The organism is Rhodoferax ferrireducens T118 (genome assembly GCF_000013605.1).
GTDB classification, from domain to species: Bacteria; Pseudomonadota; Gammaproteobacteria; order Burkholderiales; family Burkholderiaceae_C; genus Rhodoferax; species Rhodoferax ferrireducens.
The window spans coordinates 1,333,073-1,350,032 of record NC_007908.1 but is presented as its reverse complement, the minus strand read 5'-3'; the positions used below and the strand labels follow the sequence as shown (position 1 = coordinate 1,350,032).

The 16,960-nt window shown below is 46.9% G+C and carries 18 protein-coding genes; all 18 read right to left on the bottom strand.

Features of this window, described 5'->3' with window-relative positions; all coding sequences use genetic code 11:
* Positions 1–125: 125 nt before the first annotated feature.
* Positions 126–1,364, bottom strand: coding sequence for a glycosyltransferase family 1 protein (locus RFER_RS24015; protein WP_011463557.1), 1,239 nt, complete (start codon positions 1,362–1,364; stop codon positions 126–128).
* The gene (locus RFER_RS06300) at positions 1,357–2,352 is read right to left on the bottom strand and encodes a sulfotransferase (RefSeq protein WP_166485683.1); all 996 of its coding nucleotides are present in this window, start codon (positions 2,350–2,352) and stop codon (positions 1,357–1,359) included. The genes RFER_RS24015 and RFER_RS06300 overlap by 8 nt, the downstream gene beginning before the upstream one ends.
* A 101-nt stretch (positions 2,353–2,453) precedes the next feature.
* Entirely contained in the window at positions 2,454–3,572 is a 1,119-nt protein-coding gene (locus RFER_RS06295; protein ID WP_011463555.1) for a DegT/DnrJ/EryC1/StrS family aminotransferase, read from the bottom strand.
* A gap of 15 nt (positions 3,573–3,587) precedes the next feature.
* A complete protein-coding gene (locus tag RFER_RS06290) occupies positions 3,588–4,013 on the bottom strand; it encodes a hypothetical protein (protein ID WP_011463554.1) in 426 nt (141 codons plus the stop codon).
* A complete protein-coding gene (gene rfbG, locus RFER_RS06285) occupies positions 4,010–5,113 on the bottom strand; it encodes a CDP-glucose 4,6-dehydratase (RefSeq protein ID WP_011463553.1) in 1,104 nt (367 codons plus the stop codon). The genes RFER_RS06290 and rfbG overlap by 4 nt, the downstream gene beginning before the upstream one ends.
* An 8-nt stretch (positions 5,114–5,121) precedes the next feature.
* Positions 5,122–5,895, bottom strand: coding sequence for a glucose-1-phosphate cytidylyltransferase (gene rfbF, locus RFER_RS06280; protein ID WP_011463552.1), 774 nt, complete (start codon positions 5,893–5,895; stop codon positions 5,122–5,124).
* A 24-nt stretch (positions 5,896–5,919) separates the two neighbouring features.
* Positions 5,920–6,405, bottom strand: a complete 486-nt coding sequence (locus RFER_RS23370; protein WP_011463551.1) for a DapH/DapD/GlmU-related protein — start codon at positions 6,403–6,405, stop codon at positions 5,920–5,922.
* A gap of 49 nt (positions 6,406–6,454) precedes the next feature.
* The gene (locus RFER_RS06270) at positions 6,455–7,387 is read right to left on the bottom strand and encodes a phosphoglycerate dehydrogenase (protein ID WP_011463550.1); all 933 of its coding nucleotides are present in this window, start codon (positions 7,385–7,387) and stop codon (positions 6,455–6,457) included.
* The gene (locus tag RFER_RS06265; protein ID WP_011463549.1) at positions 7,384–8,454 is read right to left on the bottom strand and encodes an AroB-related putative sugar phosphate phospholyase (cyclizing); all 1,071 of its coding nucleotides are present in this window, start codon (positions 8,452–8,454) and stop codon (positions 7,384–7,386) included. Before RFER_RS06265 ends, RFER_RS06270 begins: the two co-directional genes overlap by 4 nt.
* Positions 8,447–9,163, bottom strand: coding sequence for an SDR family NAD(P)-dependent oxidoreductase (locus RFER_RS06260; protein ID WP_041790280.1), 717 nt, complete (start codon positions 9,161–9,163; stop codon positions 8,447–8,449). Before RFER_RS06260 ends, RFER_RS06265 begins: the two co-directional genes overlap by 8 nt.
* A gap of 10 nt (positions 9,164–9,173) precedes the next feature.
* Positions 9,174–9,776 (bottom strand): SIS domain-containing protein, encoded by a 603-nt coding sequence (locus RFER_RS06255; RefSeq protein WP_011463547.1) that lies wholly within the window; start codon positions 9,774–9,776, stop codon positions 9,174–9,176.
* Complete coding sequence (locus RFER_RS06250) at positions 9,773–10,822, bottom strand: Gfo/Idh/MocA family protein (RefSeq protein WP_011463546.1); 1,050 nt, start codon at positions 10,820–10,822, stop codon at positions 9,773–9,775. Before RFER_RS06250 ends, RFER_RS06255 begins: the two co-directional genes overlap by 4 nt.
* A gap of 7 nt (positions 10,823–10,829) precedes the next feature.
* Positions 10,830–11,819: a class I SAM-dependent methyltransferase gene (locus RFER_RS06245; protein ID WP_011463545.1), complete on the bottom strand. Its 990-nt coding sequence runs from the start codon at positions 11,817–11,819 to the stop codon at positions 10,830–10,832.
* Positions 11,816–12,586 carry a 3-deoxy-manno-octulosonate cytidylyltransferase gene (locus tag RFER_RS06240; RefSeq protein WP_011463544.1) on the bottom strand — a complete coding sequence of 257 codons (771 nt, stop codon included), beginning with the start codon at positions 12,584–12,586 and terminating at the stop codon, positions 11,816–11,818. Before RFER_RS06240 ends, RFER_RS06245 begins: the two co-directional genes overlap by 4 nt.
* Positions 12,583–13,362 (bottom strand): HpcH/HpaI aldolase family protein, encoded by a 780-nt coding sequence (locus tag RFER_RS06235; protein WP_011463543.1) that lies wholly within the window; start codon positions 13,360–13,362, stop codon positions 12,583–12,585. Before RFER_RS06235 ends, RFER_RS06240 begins: the two co-directional genes overlap by 4 nt.
* A 22-nt stretch (positions 13,363–13,384) precedes the next feature.
* Positions 13,385–14,866, bottom strand: coding sequence for a lipopolysaccharide biosynthesis protein (locus tag RFER_RS06230; RefSeq protein WP_011463542.1), 1,482 nt, complete (start codon positions 14,864–14,866; stop codon positions 13,385–13,387).
* A gap of 15 nt (positions 14,867–14,881) precedes the next feature.
* Positions 14,882–15,988 carry a DegT/DnrJ/EryC1/StrS family aminotransferase gene (locus tag RFER_RS06225; RefSeq protein WP_011463541.1) on the bottom strand — a complete coding sequence of 369 codons (1,107 nt, stop codon included), beginning with the start codon at positions 15,986–15,988 and terminating at the stop codon, positions 14,882–14,884.
* The gene (locus RFER_RS06220; RefSeq protein ID WP_011463540.1) at positions 15,985–16,923 is read right to left on the bottom strand and encodes a WxcM-like domain-containing protein; all 939 of its coding nucleotides are present in this window, start codon (positions 16,921–16,923) and stop codon (positions 15,985–15,987) included. Before RFER_RS06220 ends, RFER_RS06225 begins: the two co-directional genes overlap by 4 nt.
* Between the last annotated feature and the right edge of the window lie 37 nt (positions 16,924–16,960).

Here is a 16,960-nt window from a genome sequence, read left to right as displayed (position 1 = left end):
ACAACGAAATCGTTTTACAATTACGCCCCAATAATTATTGGATATACATCAATAGACAAATTGGTGGCAAGTATGAATAAGAACTATTTTATTTAATACAAGTAATAGTTAACTCCATAACCCACTTAGGTTTCGCCGAATCCATGAACAGAAGGAATATTTCTTTTAAACTTTCGGACGCCACTTTTAATCAATCTTGATAAAATATCAGCCTTTAGAAACCCAAGTTCTTTCATCTCGCTAATGGTCGCTGTCGCACTCGCCTCATATTTAGGAAATTCCTTTAATATCGCTTGCGGCGAAAAGTGTAACTGCCAATATTCATAGCCCTTCATGCCAATCGCATTAAAGTTGCTGCGAAGATTAAGTAAATTATCTTCAAGAGAGGATACATCCTCGTAATGACTAGCATTAATTTCTTCTGCTAAAGAGTAATCATCAGCATCAAATAAATATCTGAATCTGTAAATTCCCTTAATTGGTTTAAATGAATAATCCAATAGAAATGTCGGAATTGCTCTGCTAGCTCCTTCTAAAGCGCTGGTTCCCATTGCGAAGAGAACATCAATATTGCCGTTCACAAAGCTATCGAGCTCGACTGGTGGTACATTTTGTAAAAATTTTACCTGTACAGCGTGGATTTTCTTCAAACCCTTTTTTAGGTACTCAAGAGCTTCCCCGTCACCCACTACAATCATCTCTATCGGCCCAATTTTCGAAACCGCCGCATTCAGTCTTTCTATCAAATGAAGAAGAATATGAACTTTAAAATCCACAACTCTGCCAATCCAGCAACATCGCAAAACATTGCCTGGTGCTCGATCCATAATTCTTCCTGGAGTTGAAAATATTGGTAGCAAGCGTTTTTGAATTTTAGTATCTGAGAAAAATTTAGCTGTCGTATTGTAGTTTTCACCATCCATGAATATCAATGAATTTCTGGACACCAGATACCTAACTATCTTTGCCATTTTTCTTTTACGAAAAAATGATATTGGCAAGAGCAAATTTGCGATCAATGCTTTCAGATAATTAGATGTTTCCAACGAGAAAATGAATGGGTAGAGATTTAAAGGATGAAGAGTCCAGAAAAGTACACGAGTATCTGACGGAAATTTATGGAGGTCGAGAATATTCCAGGGCGCCACTGACTGTATAACTAAAATTGCATTTTCAGGGTATTTAGAAACCAATTCAAAATCTATGAAATTCACCCCATCCGGTACCGATTTCCCCATAAATCCATCTCGGAAATCTACGAGAAAAACATCACGATCTTTAGCTAATAAATCAGATAATCTTTGAAACAATAATGAAACGCCACCAATTCCTTTATAAGGAAAATAAAATATTATTTTACGCATGGCACTCAGTCTCAATTCTGGAGAAATCCTCTGAATATGAATTCAATGACGCCTGTTTCCAGATATCGATATTATTTCTCGAATTATCTGGATTAAAAAATTGGCGTTTGCGGATTTGTTGCGTCAGTTCCAATCCAGAGAAGTCGCAAATTTCCTGTAACGACTGGTTGTAATCCAAAACAAGATCCCTGAAGTTCAATCTAAGCACACGCCTATCATCAAAATTAATATTTTTACGATATATTAGGTATCTTTTTATAAATACCTCAACATCATGTGCTCCCGCAATACGGCGGTAAAATCGCAGGTTGTCGTTAAATCCTACCTGACTGGTTATTGCAGTCGCATATATATCTCTGGGATCGCGATCAACAACAATACAGACGGCATCATCACCCAGAAGATCAAGATTCCTCCCCGGCAAGAAAGGCTCCAACGCATTGTGTGTAACTACGACACTGGGTTGATCATTGGCAATGCTATTTATTAACAAACCCTGGATAAATTTTTGCGAAGCTGGTATAAACTTTTCCTTGTCCACCAAGAAGTATTTCCTTGATTTGCTTATGGACAGCTTGCTGCAGATTTTCCGCACGAACGTATCTATTGGGCCATCATCAATATCAGCATAAGGCCATGGCGTGTCCCATTGAACTGCTATGATTGACCGAAGAAACTCGTCTTTCAGGCGCAGTATATTAGGATAGTGCTGGGTGTACCCAAATCCGGTTTTATATAATTTTCCCGGAAAACGTGGAGAAAGTGCAAGCATGTTGACCAACTTGTCAAACCGACGAACTGCTCCATAGGTTCTTACCGGCGACCAATCCATAACTGCATGTTTCAGATCAATCATGCCGCCAGGCATTCTCAACAAATCAAATTCAACACGGTAGTTTGGAACTTGAATGCCATCAAATTCACGCAAAATATCACTAACCGCCGATTTGCCGGAAAACATGTACCCACTTAAATCAATTATTTTCAATGTAAACTTACTCAAGCAAATAAACAAAAGACTGTCTTAGTTTGTTTTGTATCAGATTTAATATATCTAAAATACCCAGCAGCTGCATGAAATTATGACAATCAAGATGCTAATAACTTTAGCACTTCTGCTATTACCCTATCTTGATCGGCAAACGATAGGTCCGCATGAAGTGGCAGGCTTAGCAGTTCGCATCCCAACATCTCAGCTGTTGGTAATGAGTAAGGTGTCTTAAAATAATCAAGTAAATGATTGGGCATGTAGTGAATTCCACACTCAATTTTTTTAGAACGCAACCTCTCCATAAGCCGATCTCGCCGCCCATCCGTGATGCGAACCACAAAGATGTGGGAAACAATATCCGCATAATTTAAATCAAGAAATGCAAGCCCTTTCACACCAGCCAAGCCCGCTCGATAACGAGTAACACAGGCTTTCCGGTGTTCGCTAAATTTGTTAACCTTTTTAAGCTGTTCGCTCCCTATCGCCGCCATCAAATTGCTCATGTGGTATCGGTAGCCTTGGTGCTTAACATCTAGGCTCCAGCTACGTTGACCTTGGTAACGTTTATCGGTATCTTTCTCAACACCTAACAAGCGTGCATCTTTAATTCGTCGCGCAAGCTCTATATCACCAGTAATAACTGCGCCGCCTTCACCAGACGTAATATTCTTAATCCCATCGAAACTAAAGCAAATAACGTCACCAACCGTCCCAACCCTTGCGCCATGACGAACGCAACCAAAAGCATGAGCTGCATCTTCAACGACGCGCAAACCATGGATTGCCGCAAATGCATACACAGCATCCATACTCTGGCTATCGCTGGCATAGTGAACGGGCATGATTGCCTTGGTACGTTTCGTCAATCGCTTTGCTGCATCTTCTAGGTCGATAAATACTCTATCAGCGGTTACGTCGCACGCTATTGGTTTGGCACCAGTGGCAGCTATCGCTTGAAAAGATGCTACGTAAGTAATGCTGGGTACTAAGACCTCATCACCTGAGCCAATATCAAGGCAAAGTAAAGCCAAGTGAAGTGCAGCGGTACCCGTATTAACGCAAATCACCTCTAATTCAGTGCCTAGATAATCAGCTATTTCCTCTTCAAAAAGCTGTACATCTTTGCCCATTCCAAGGTAACCAGCATCAATAACACGGCAAACGGCATCTTTTTCTTCTTGACCTACGCATGATTTTGATAATCTTACAGTATTCATTTATTTTTCAAATCATTAAAAAGAAAAGTTTATAGCCTCAAGCGGAATATTATCCGACTCCGCCATGTCGTGCTCTTCAGCGATAATATTCATCAGTAGGTTCGTTTCTTCCAAACCTTTAAAACAAACCCAAACTCCTGGTGGAATTGTCAGACGCACATAGTTATCTTTATCAATAATTACATCGAGAAACTCAGGCGTATTATTTTCTTTATAACGGTCATCACAAATTACAAATCGTATCGACCCTACCGGCACAATCAGATTTAAAGTCAGCCGATTGTGACGCTTCCAACCCTTGATAAAGTCTTTTTTTATTAAAGAAAAATACGCCTCGCCAAAACCATGAAAGCCGGGCGAGCTGGCTTTCATGGCGTGAAGAATGTCACCACTGGGGTGGTAAACGCGCTTTAACGGCGTCAATAAAACTCCATCAATCATTGCACTGCCCACACTTTCATTTCTTTGACCGCAATTTCTTCATAGAGTCCAATTTGTCGCAACGTTACTTCCAGCATATCCGCTTGTTCCTTATAAAATGCGCGGTACCAATCGCCGATAAAGCCGATTGTCTGTGGGTAAACCAAGTTCGGTTCCCACTTCAAATGAAACAAGGCTTTGTCGCAGTTAAGCTTGAGCAAACTTGCCTCGTAAAACGGAATGTTGCCAGTCACTTGATACGCTCTTGTCGGGTCAGTGAAGCCCCACCGTTGACTTAGGTCAGTTAACAAGTCCACGACAGTTCGATTCTGTTCTGCTCGCGGGCCAAAATTAAACGCCTCACCATGCAGCTTGGCTGATTGATGTAGGTGCATGCCCAGAGTGAGATAACCACTTAAGGGCTCCAGCACATGCTGCCAGGGGCGGGTTGCGTTGGGGCTGCGGATCTCAACCGTTCTGTCCTCGTGCCAAGCGCGCATGATGTCCGCCACAATGCGATCGCGCGCCCAGTCACCACCACCAATCACATTACCAGCGCGGCCAATACCGATTCGGACTTGACTCTTGCCATCCTGAAAGAATGAATTCAAATAAGATTTGATGACCAGCTCTGCCGCCCCTTTAGAGCCACTGTAAATATCTTTACCGCCTACTGCATCCGTCTCACGATAGCCCCAAACCCACTCCACATTGTCATAACACTTGTCGCTGGTTATCAAAATGGCAACACAGGCAAAGTCAACCCCGCGCAAAGCCTCAAGCACATTCATCGTGCCAATCACGTTAGTGGTCATCGTTTCAACGGGGTCAGCGTAAGACGTAGAAACAATCGCCTGCGCTGCCAAGTGAAACACAAAGTCTGGTCGCTCTTGCATAATCACTTGGTGCAGGGCTGGCAAATCGCGGACATCCCCCACAACATGCCGAATTTTGCCCGCTAAATTGAGCTCTGAAAACATAGCGGGCGTGGTCGGTATATCTTTTGAATAGCCGACAACCTGCGCACCAAGCTTGAGTAGCCAAGCTGTCAACCAGCTACCCTTGAAGCCTGTGTGCCCGGTGATGAGCACCTTCTTCTCTTTATAAACATTTGCAAACATTCAATTCCTTACCAAGTCTTCCAAGGCGCGTCGCCAGATTGCCACAGCGCATTCAAATCCAACTTGTCACGTAGTGTGTCCATGCACTTCCAAAACCCAGGGTGTTTATAGGTAAACAACTCACCATCGTTGGCCAGATTCTGCAAAGGCTCACGCTCGAAAATTGTTGCATCACCCAGCGTGATGTAGTCAAGCACCCGTGGCTCACAAACAAAAAATCCACCATTTATCCACGAACCATCACCCCGTGGTTTTTCCAAAAACCGTGAGACAGCACCGCGCTCATCTGATGCAAAGGTGCCAAAACGGCCATCAGGCTGTACCGAGGTCATGGTCAACGCCCCTCCGTGTTGTCGATGAAATGCCAACAGGGCATCCATATCAACATCACACACACCGTCACCATATGTCAGCATGAATGGATCGTTAGCAACAAAGTCCTTAGCGCGCCAGATGCGTCCACCGGTCATCGTATCTGGGCCGGTGTCTAGCAAGGTGATGCGCCATGGTTCGCTGTTATTACTGTGAACTTCCAACTTATTTGTCGCCAAGTCGATGGTTACATCACTTTGATGCAAAAAATAATTAGCAAAGTATTCTTTTATGTGATAACCCTTGTAGCCCAAAAGCACAACAAAGTCATTGTGCCCATACCGGGAATACAGTTTCATAATATGCCAAAGCAGTGGCCGACCACCAATTTCAACCATGGGCTTTGGTCGAATATCTGTTTCTTCAGATAATCTTGTACCCATGCCACCTGCAAGTAAAAGAACTTTCATAATATGCAACCTAAGTCTTAATAATTAAATTTGTCTTATAACTTTGGCAGGATTACCAGCTACAAATACTCGAGCTGGAAAACTTTTTGTAACAACCGAGCCGGCTCCAACCACAGTAAAATCACCTATAGCAATCGGCCCAATTAATATGGCACCACTTCCGATATAACAACCCTTGCCAATTGAAATATCTCTACCATTATCAGGAACAAAGTGAAGAGGTATCCCTTGCTGCTCTGATTCCCGAATGCTGGAGTGTTTCCCTGTAAGAACCTTAACATCTTCACCAAAAACAGTATTTTCACCTACGGTAATTGATCCGCTTCGAGTATTAAAGTAACAAGAGCGTGGTACTTGATGCTTCAGTTGATCATCGCCGCCATCAAAGACGAGAGGGTGTTGACCGTACGCGAAACCTGACCTATCGATTCGAAATCCATATGCACTCGCGAGAACCCACACAACCCGTTGAGTGTGACGAATAAACCAATTAAATATTGCTTTCCCCATATAAATATTTTTACCTCATGGTATACCCGCGAGGGTAATGTGCTGATCATTATGGTATGTCATTTGTATCCAGCCCATCAATGGCAGCACGTCCCATGGCAATAATCGCCTCTTCTGCGCTCCCCCCAATATGTGGTGTCACTAGGAAGTTAGGAAGTGCGACAAGTTCACGATCCTCTGGCGGCTCTACTGAAAAAACGTCAAAGGCAGCCGCAGCCAGACGTTTTTCTATAAGCATAGCCTTTAAAGCACTTTCATCAACAATGCCACCCCTGGCAGCGTTAATCAATATTGAGGTTGATTTTAGTAACTGAAGTTTTTCTGCTGAAAGCATGTTAGAAGTAGAGTCATTCAACGGCAAATGGAGCGACACCACATCAGACTTTTGCAGCAGCTCATCCAAACCAACTGGTACAACGGAATGGCGTTTGTAAAACTCGGGGAAGTCAAGTATGTCATGCGCAAGCACAGTGCAGCCCCAGGGCTGAAGCAATTCAATCAAATCTTTTCCAACAAAGCCACAGCCGACAATGCCAACCGTGCGACCCGACAACAAGCCGCCTACATGCTGCCGCCAAGTGCCGGCCAACACCTCTTTTTGTGCTGCGGGCACATGCCGCAGCATGGCTACTGCGAATGAGATTACCAGCTCTGACACTGATCGCCGATTTACCCCACCAGTCCAACCAAAGCGCTTGCCAAAATGACGCATGGCCGCCATATCAATCATGTCAAGGCCGACCCCATATTTGCCAATCACTTTTAAGTCAGGCAATTGGGATAAAACAGCATGATCGATTTTCTCCAGGGCGGTGATCGCCTTGTCATGCCCGCGCAGGAAAGCCACCAATGCGTCGCCTTCGTATTGCTGGCCGCTATCATTAAAGGTAACCTGACTATAGCGTGCAAGCAACTCGGCACGGAGTACTGGATTTTTGGAGAATGAGCGTGAGCAAACTGCAACTTTATCGGTGTTGTTCATTTGTTCAGCGCCTTCAGAAAAACTTCACACTGATCGCCAAATTGTTCATCGGCCACAACTTCTACACGCTGAATTTCTGCGTCATTGCCTATCGGGAGGATGAGCACAAGTTGAGTAGCTGTGTTCTTTTTGTCTTTCATGAGTGCTGTCATTAGGGCATCAGTTTGAATATTGGCACTAGCATAACTGGCGTAGTTTTTCTTCAAAACACCATGCATCCGCTGATAGGTTTCAATGGATGTTAATCCTCTGCCACTTGCTATAGCGTTAGCCATATCCATACCCATGGCCACAGCTATGCCGTGGGGTACACCAAAGTTTGTTGCAGACTCAATGGCGTGGCCAAAACTGTGTCCGTAGTTAAAAATATTGCGGATGCCTCGGTCAAATTCATCTAATTCGATGTACTTTTGCTTGATGCGAAGTGCAGAACCAATGTAGCGCCGCAAGACCGCGCGGTCAGTAAACAATTGATCATAGGTTGCTGCAAGCAGGTCAAAAGTTTCTTTGCCCGCAATGGCATGTACTTTTAGGATCTCACCTACGCCGGAGTAAATGTCTTTCTGGTCAAGCGTATCAAGAAACTTTGAGCAAAGATGAATCTTTTCTGGTGGGTTAAACGTGCCAAGTATATTTTTGGTCGCACCCAGATTGATTGAACTTTTTGACCCTATGCAAGAGTCTGCTTGGGCTAGCAGCGTTGTTGGTACGAACCGCCACGCCATTCCACGCAATAAAGTGCTGGCAATAAAGCAGGTGATATCTTGAATGATGCCACCACCAATAGCGACTAAGGTATCACCCCGTCGTGCTTTGTTTGCAACCAGTCGCGCAATGACGGGTATGACACGCTCAATCGATTTATTTTCTTCGGTAGCCTCTATCACGATCACTTTGGGGTGATTGATAACAGATGCGAGTTCAATCTTGTACAAGCGCGCGACGTTTGCATCAATCAAAAAATGCGGTGTATTTTCAAATAATTCAGTGACATCATCAAGCAATGATTCATTGAAATTTACCGCATAAGACCCTTTATGAGATTGAATAATTAATTCATCAGACACGTGTAAACCCCCCATCAATAGCAACATTTTGTCCGGCAATAAAGGTATTTTCTTCACTGGCAAGCCATAAAACCAGACGTGCAATTTCTGACACCTGGCCCAAGCGGTTGGCAGGCACTTTGGAAACCAATGCTTTGATACCCGCATCGCCCAGCATATGGTGAGTGAGGTCGGTGTCAATAAAGCCAGGGGCAATGCTGTTGGCAATAATGCCGTCTATTGAGTGCTCAGCGGCCAGCGCCACTGTCATGCCATCGAGTGCAAATTTACTGGCAGAGTAAGAGGCTCGATGGGCCATGCTGATCTTGCCCCAGATGGATGATATGTTGACGATGCGACCCCAGCCCTTTTGCTTCATGGAAGGTATGGCAGCCTGGCAAAGCATGAATGGCGCTACGACATTCACCTGCTGAATAGTCCGGAACATGTCGGGATCAATGTCAACAAATGGGGCGTTTTTGTTGATGCCTGCATTGTTAACGAGCACATCGGGCGAAGTTTTGCGCACAAATTCTGCGCAAGCAGCAATTTGTTCAAGTTGGGTAAAGTCTGCTGAGAACCACTCATTGCATACCTCGTCTGGCGCGCATTGTTCACCAGTACGTGTGCCAATGACCCACGCCCCTTCAGCCCGAAATGCCTCTGCTATGCCCTGACCGATGCCGCGTGAAGCACCGGTTACAAACACCTTTTTGTTTATGAAACGCACTTCGAACCTCTTAAGCCAACTTGACCACACGCATCAGGTAAGCTCCCACAAGGTGGTCCAGCACCATGTGTGCATCTTCAGCAGGGCCATATTCTTTGGGGGCTGTGGGTACGTGGATGCCTTCGTCTGCCACAGTTTTCATTTTCCCGCCGTCAAAGGCCGTAATGGCTACTGTTTTGATGTCTGCCGTTCTGGCATAGTCAAATGCGCGCAATAAATTGGGCGAGTTGCCAGACGCAGAGATGGCCACCAGCACGTCGCCAGGTTTGCCCAGCACTTGCAGTTGCCGGCTAAAAATATCCAGGTAGCCAAAATCGTTTCCAATGGCCGTGATGATGGCCTGGTTGTCAGTCAGGCTTATGACGCGAAACGGTTTGTCGTAGCAATTGGTGCCAATACCCAAGTCGTTCGCAAAATGACTGGCTGTGGCTGCACTGCCCCCATTGCCGATAAAAAATATAGTTGCACCGCGCTCGCGAGCGTCTAGCAGCGTTTGAATAAATTGTTCAATTTCTTTGACATCTATCGCACCGAGCACAGAAGACAGGTACTTGAGATAGGCACCTGCAAATGTAGATGCGTCGCGGGTAAAAAATTTGTCGATGTTGTTCATGGATTGCATTGGTCAGGGTTTGAAATTTGGAATTTGCTGCGCCATACTGGGTCAGCATGGTAGATTTTGTAAACAAGTTTCATGGTTTGCAGTGCATCGTCTGATGAGCCGCTAGCCACTGGCTTGTTATTGACAATGGAATCAACAAAAGATGTGACCTCTTCGTCCCACGAAGGGTCTTTGTTGTATTGGGTCCGCTGCTCCTTGGGGTCGCCATTGTCGTGATCGGGGTCAGCCATGACCACGGTCAGAGTTTCAGACCCGTAGCTCTTGGTACCAGACAAAAACCCACCCAAAATGATGCTGCCTTTGTCAAGATTGATGTCCAAGTTAAAGCGGTGACGCCATTGTGTAGCTGACGAATTGAGCATGCCAACCACACCGCTGTCCGTCTTCATCAATGCATAGGCATTATCTTCAACGTCGTAGCCCCAGTGGCGGTTTGAGATAAAGCTATGTACCTCCGTGAACTCCCCCGCGAATAGTCGCATGAGGTCAACCATATGAATGCCTTGGTCAAGCAGTACACCGCCACCCGCGATGTCGCGTTTGGTTCGCCAGTCAGGTTGGTTAAATGTGACGAGCTTTGATTTCCCATAGACACCGCGCATATTGATGATGCTGCCCATGTCGCCAGAGCGAACAATGCGCAACGCATCTTGCACTGATTCGTGATAACGGTGGTTAAAGCCGTACATCAGTTTTAAGGCTGGATGCGCCCGCTCTGTGCGAATCACTTGAACGATGTCTTCCACATTTCGGCCCGGTGGCTTTTCACAGAAAACATGCAAACCTTTTTCCAGCCCGGCAATCGTTACATCAGGAGCGACTTCATTGGTCAGGCAGACGATCAGGATGTCAATATCTTGCGCTAACAAACTTCTGTAATCGGGGTAGTAGCGCACCCCGTCTTCAAAGACACCTGCCTGATCAAATACGCGGTCGCAAACGGCGACCATTTCCAAGTGGGGGTTGCGATCAACACATGCCTTGCGCCTTTTACCTACCACGCCGTATCCAGCGATACCTATTTTTAATTTTTTCATATTGGTTTTATAGAGGCTTCCTACCCAAAACCCAGGTGTGTGAGCTCAACAAGTTGTCTGACAAAAAACGCTGAAACGCGGCAGCTGTTGCGTCACTGGCTAGCAGAGTGCGTACAAAGCGCTGGTTGTGGAGGATTTTTGGGTCCTTTTTTACTGCATTTTGAACAATGTTGACATCCAAAACCCCTGGGGTTGTGACATCAATTTCTTCCAGACCCGCACGTTCAAACAGGAGTTTGAAACCAGCGACCGACAAAAAATTGATGTGGTGTGGTGGAAAAATGCTATTTGACTTTTCCCACAGCAATTGAATATCAAAGCCATCTACGCCGAGCGTACTGATAAATACATAGCCACCAGGGCGGGCCAAGTTGACCAGTGTGCGAACAAAAGCCAGCGGGTCATACACATGCTCTAGCACTTCAAAGCAAACGACCAGATCAGCGTAACTCTGGTAACCCGTGACGTTCTCGGCAATATCTTCGATCACGTCGAGCCCTTTGGCTCGGCATTCATTGGCCAACACCGAAGACGGTTCAATGGCCAACAAACTTGCGTTAGGGTGCAGTGCACGCCACTCATCAAGCAAAATTCCGTAGCCAGCACCGACATCGATCACTTTATCCACCTGCACGTTTTTTTGTGCGCATAGACTGGACAAACGCTCTGCACGCGGCTTAAAGATGCGCTCGCGCCGGGCCTCTGCCACCGCTGGAAAAAACACTTCAGCCCAGTAGCGACTTGAAACAGAGTCGCGGTAAAAGGCTTCAAAGGCAGCTAGCGTTGGACGGGGCGACTGAAACAGACTGCCGCACGCAGTGCATGACGAATAGGCAAAGCCGTTCTTTTCAAATTCGTGGTTTGCTTGGCTCCCGCCGCAACCTACGCAAGGAATGGGCTGCCGCACCACATCAGCAAAGCAGCGTTCAGCGTCACTGGCGCTAAACTCAAGATATCGGTTGAGCAACGCCTCTGGGCGAATATCGCTTTCTTTCATGGCTGCGGATATTTGGTCAACAACGCATCGCCCTGCATTAGTCGGCCCACTTCATCTGCCTCTTGCGGCGTATCAACACCAATGGTGACAGCGTCGGTTAGTACCATGCGAATTCGGCCACCGGTTTCAAGCACGCGGTTCATATCGACAGATTCAATTTTTTCAAGTGTTGTTTCAGGCATGCTATTAAAACGAATGATTACATCCCGTCTAAACGCAATCACACCCACTTGCATGTACATGGGCACCTGTTCAACGCCGCGCCAGGGTGATGGGATAGGCTCACGCGAAAAGTACAACGCATCTTTTTGCTGGTTAACAACCACCTTGACATTGTTCTTATCTTCAAACTGCTCACGCGTGCGCAAACGAGACATGATGTTGACAATCTCCACAGTGGGGTCATTGAAATGCGGCAGGGTTTCACCAATGGTTTCCGGCAAGATTAAAGGTTCGTCCCCCTGCACCATGATGACCACATCAACACGGTCGCCAGTTTCGACCTCTATTTTGAGCATGGCCTCTGCCGTGCGATCTGTGGCACGGTTGTGGCTGTGCGATGTCATGATGGCCTTACCGCCAATGGACGTAACGTAGTCAGCAATCTCTTGGTCACAAGTAGCGACATAAGTTTCTGCAAGGCCTGGCACCATACGGGTGCGAAAGTAACAGTGCCCCAACATAGGTATACCCAGTATGGGATGCAATGGTTTGCCCGGAAAGCGCGATGCCCCCATCCGCGCCGGAATAATGGCGATTGTCTTCATTTGATTTGCTCCTTAAAACACTGTATGCCTTGGCGAACGCCAACATCGAGTAAACGAATATCAACACTGTAGGCAATAAAACAATAACCCTGTTGAATGGATTGCGCCAGTCGCGGCGCATCAGGTTCAACAATATGCAACCCAGAAGGCACGCCAAGACGCTTGCCTGCAGCGAGAATTTTATCTAGTGCTGCAATGAGATCAGGGTGTTCAAATTGCCCAGGGATACCCATAGAGCAAGACAGATCGTACGGACCAATGATGAAGCCATCGACACCCGGCACGGTCAAAATCGCATCCAGGTTGTCAAGCGCATCTCGGTGTTCAATTTGAACGATGACGACTGAACTGTGCTTTTGCCACTCAAAATACTCTTTGAAATCTACGCCGTAACCTTGAGCGCGTGCCAGACCGACACCGCGAGAACCCTCAGGTGCATAGCGAACGGCGGCAACGGCACGCATGGCATCATCAGCGCTGTTAACCATGGGCACCACGATGCCGTGGGCGCCAGCATCCATCACCCGCTTGATTTGGTCGGGGTGGTTGGAGGTTAATCTGACCATAGGTGCAGTTCCGCAGAGGTCGATGATACGAATCAGGTCGCCAGCAGTATCAATAGACATCACGCTGTGCTCCATATCAACAACAACCCAGTCGAAGCCAGCCAATGCCATGATTTCAGCAATGCCAGGATGCCCCAGTGTGATCCAGGAACCAATGGTTACCTTTCCGTCTTTGAGTTTTTTCTTCAGCGATACGTTTTTGTTCAACATAATTTCCTTCAATGAAAATCAACTAACTGGGTACAAATTGGAGAACTACATTTTTCAACTGAACTTTTTCATCACTTGAGAAGCATGTGAAATAAATCAATATACAGAATACAAAAAACCAGATGATTCGAAGCGGCAATGCAATCGGGTATTCTGAAAAATAAAATAATCCATACACCAGCGGTAGTAACAAATTAAATCCCAACAACGCCAATCTTTTCCAATCAATAATAAATGAAAAGTACTTGCGTGCCAATGCATAAATACCCGTAGGTATCATAACGCTTGCAAGCAAGGTGGTAACAGCAGCCCCGACTATGCCAAAAACTGGAATAATCAGTAAATTGACCCCAATTTTAATACCGGCAACAGTATAGTAAACATAAGATACTTGAGCAACCTTGCGCTCGTACAATAACCCTGCCGCTACAATATTGGTGCAGCCATAGATCAGTGTTCCGAGCATGACCAGCAATATCACGCTGATCATTTGATGACTTATTTCTGACCGTATCAATAATGGCAAAATATCGCCCATAAAAAGTGAAGCTCCAGCCAGTGTCACCGTGCCAATCATCATAAAATAATAAAAAACTTTGGTGAATAGTTCTTTGATATTGTCATGAGTACGGTATTCCATCATCATGGGTGACCAGATTTGGCTGAATGGCGAAATAAGTATGATATTAATGAGCGTACCAATTCGAAAAGCGGCTGAATAGCTGCCCACGTCAGCAAGGGTCAAAAAATGTTCAATAATCAATCGATCAGCCCAATCCAGCAAAATACCGCCAAAACTAGCAACAACAGAGCCAACGCCAAACGGGATAAGCCGGGACAGTTCCTCTTTTTGAATGCGAAACGTGAAGGCTTCTTTGCCGAAAAAGCCAATGAATATGAGCATAATGGCAAGCTGTGACCAGGCAAGAGCCTCAAAAGGCGCGGCCAAGTCACCCGGCGAACGTGCAAGTAACCATAGCGTCAGACCAATTCCACCAGGCAAGCCGATTAAACTGAATATGACAGAAGCTGTTGATTTGCGCAAAATTCTGAGGTAACTAAAAAAATATTGATTGACAAATCCAATAGCACTCCCCAAAAAAGCCCAAGCTATTGGTATTGAATAATTGTTACGACCCACCAAGGCTTTTGAAATGAGTTGTCCGCCAAAATAACCGACTCCGCTTTGAATTAATGCACCACCCAGCAAAATAACAAAAGCGGTTGTGAACACTGCTCGTCGATCATCTGCAGACTGATAGTCAAAATATGATCTTGGCAGAGCTGAGGTCATGCCCAGATAGAAAATGGCACCAGCTACTGCACTGGCCATCAAGATCAAGGAATAAACCCCAAAATCTTCTTTGGTTAAAGCACCCGTCAAAATTGGCAGCAATACGAAACCGACCGCCGATTGGGCAACACTGCCCAAACCATACACAATGGAATGGCGACCAGCCTCTTTTATTTTCGAGCTGACCGATGATTCTGGATTAACGTTCACTGATCTAATACCGAATTAAGACAATGCTGAAACGATGACACGAACTGCACCTATAACCATATCTACATCTTCCAAGCGCATGGCGGGCCCCATTGGCAGGCTCAGCAGATTTTTATGAATTTGCTCAGATATTGGGAAACTACCCTGTGCATGCAATAGGCCAGCATAGGCTTGTTGAAGGTGTGGAGGTATGGGGTAATGAATCATTGTGCCAATGCCTGCATCACTCAACTGCTTTTGCAAGGTATCGCGTTGCGGGTGTTGCACCACGTAAAGGTGCCAGACGGGTTCGGCCCAATTGGGGACAAAAGGGATCGTGAGCTTGCAGTCAGCCAAACCCTGTTGGTATCGGGTGCCAAACACCCTGCGCCGGGTATTCCATCCGTCCAAATGCTTTAGCTTAACGCTCAAGATGGCTGCTTGCAGTGGGTCGAGTCGGCTGTTGTAGCCTTGCACTTCGTTGACATATTTCACGCGCGAACCGTAGTTGCGCAGCACGCGGATGCGGTTAGCAAGTTGCGCGTCGTTGGTGGTCACTACACCGCCGTCGCCCATGGCACCCAGGTTCTTGCCGGGGTAGAAACTCCAGGCCACGGCATCACCATGCGCGCCCAGGGGTTTACCCTTGTACTTTGCACCATGCGCTTGGGCACCGTCTTCCAGTACTTTGAGACCATGTTTGTGTGCAATCGTCAGAATCGAATCCATATCGGCTGGCTGACCATAAAGGTGCACCGGTAGTATTACCTTAGTGCGCGGGGTGATGGCAGCTTCAATCAAGCTTGCATCCATGTTGTAGGTGCGCGCATCGGGCTCCACCGGCACTGGAGTGGCCCCGCACTGGCTCACGGCTAGCCAAGTGGCGATGTAGGTATTGCTGGGCACGATGACTTCGTCACCAGGCCCAACATCCATGGCGCGCAGGGCTAGGTGCAGCGCATCCAGGCCGTTGGCTACGCCCACGGCGTGGGTCGCACCGCAGTAGGTTGCGTAATCCGCCTCGAACGCATCTACTTCAGGTCCACCGATAAACCATCCAGAGCTAACAACGCGGGCAATGGCATCGTCCAGCTCTTCTTTTAGTTCAAGATATGGGGCTTTTAGATCAAGAAAAGGGATCATGCCGAGGCTCCCACCAATTGACGAAACTCTGAGTAGTTACGAATGTAATCTGCGTTGTCGTAGTAGTGCGATGCGTACACCAGTAAAACGGCATCGGCTGAATATTTATATTGAATGCCCCAGACCATGGGCGGCAGGTGAATGCCCACGTCTGGCCTGTCGAGCAAGAACTCCTGGCGATGCGTGCCATCGTCGGCAACCACCGCACAACAGCCACGAACACAAATCAAAAATTGGTGGCACACACGGTGCGCATGCTCACCACGGGTTTCCATGCTGGGCACGTCAAACACCATAAAATAGCGCTTCACCGCGAAGGGGATGCTGCGATCAAACTCACCCACCGTCAGGCTGCCGCGAATATCAATAACCCGAGGCATGCGATGCAGTGAAACGCCCCTAACCTGAGTTTCCTGTGCACCAACAATAACAGCCTGGCCTTCGCCGATATCCCCCTTGTTTCGGTCAGCGTCAACATAGCCGACGATTTTGGCAGGGTTGCCAACGACGATTGCGTTTGGCGGCACTGAGCGAGTTACCACGGCACCTGCGGCCACCATGGCATTGCGGCCAATCGTGATGCCTGGCAGGATGGTTGCACCCGCGCCTATCGACGCACCTTTTTCCACCTCCGTTTGCAGGAACTTTTCAGGCGTTATCTTGCTGCGCGGAAACCGATCATTGGCAAACGACGCGTTGGGACCGATAAAAACATCGTCGCCCACGCGCAAACCGTCCCACAGCTGCACGCCGCTCTTGACGGTAACGCGGTCGCCGATGACGACGTCGTTTTCAATCAGGCAGTGCGAGCAGACGTTGCAGTCTTGGCCGATCTTGGCACCGGCCAGCGCCACAACGAACTGCCAGATACGTGTGCCGGTACCAATGGTGGTGGAATGGACGTCGGCCAGGGTGTGGATGAAAGGTTGAGACATGTTAAATTGCTATTCTATTTGTAGCTGCTTGTGCTTA

Excerpts from the sequence above, each read along its gene's own strand:
- RFER_RS24015 (WP_011463557.1), bottom strand. The coding sequence starts at position 1,364 with ATGCGTAAAATAATATTTTATTTTCCTTATAAAGGAATTGGTGGCGTT.
- RFER_RS06295 (WP_011463555.1), bottom strand. The coding sequence starts at position 3,572 with ATGAATACTGTAAGATTATCAAAATCATGCGTAGGTCAAGAAGAAAAA.
- RFER_RS06290 (WP_011463554.1), bottom strand. The coding sequence starts at position 4,013 with ATGATTGATGGAGTTTTATTGACGCCGTTAAAGCGCGTTTACCACCCC.
- rfbG (WP_011463553.1), bottom strand. The coding sequence starts at position 5,113 with ATGTTTGCAAATGTTTATAAAGAGAAGAAGGTGCTCATCACCGGGCAC.
- rfbF (WP_011463552.1), bottom strand. The coding sequence starts at position 5,895 with ATGAAAGTTCTTTTACTTGCAGGTGGCATGGGTACAAGATTATCTGAA.
- RFER_RS23370 (WP_011463551.1), bottom strand. The coding sequence starts at position 6,405 with ATGGGGAAAGCAATATTTAATTGGTTTATTCGTCACACTCAACGGGTT.
- RFER_RS06270 (WP_011463550.1), bottom strand. The coding sequence starts at position 7,387 with ATGAACAACACCGATAAAGTTGCAGTTTGCTCACGCTCATTCTCCAAA.
- RFER_RS06255 (WP_011463547.1), bottom strand. The coding sequence starts at position 9,776 with ATGAACAACATCGACAAATTTTTTACCCGCGACGCATCTACATTTGCA.
- RFER_RS06250 (WP_011463546.1), bottom strand. The coding sequence starts at position 10,822 with ATGAAAAAATTAAAAATAGGTATCGCTGGATACGGCGTGGTAGGTAAA.
- RFER_RS06245 (WP_011463545.1), bottom strand. The coding sequence starts at position 11,819 with ATGAAAGAAAGCGATATTCGCCCAGAGGCGTTGCTCAACCGATATCTT.
- RFER_RS06240 (WP_011463544.1), bottom strand. The coding sequence starts at position 12,586 with ATGAAGACAATCGCCATTATTCCGGCGCGGATGGGGGCATCGCGCTTT.
- RFER_RS06235 (WP_011463543.1), bottom strand. The coding sequence starts at position 13,362 with ATGTTGAACAAAAACGTATCGCTGAAGAAAAAACTCAAAGACGGAAAG.
- RFER_RS06225 (WP_011463541.1), bottom strand. The coding sequence starts at position 15,988 with ATGATCCCTTTTCTTGATCTAAAAGCCCCATATCTTGAACTAAAAGAA.
- RFER_RS06220 (WP_011463540.1), bottom strand. The coding sequence starts at position 16,923 with ATGTCTCAACCTTTCATCCACACCCTGGCCGACGTCCATTCCACCACC.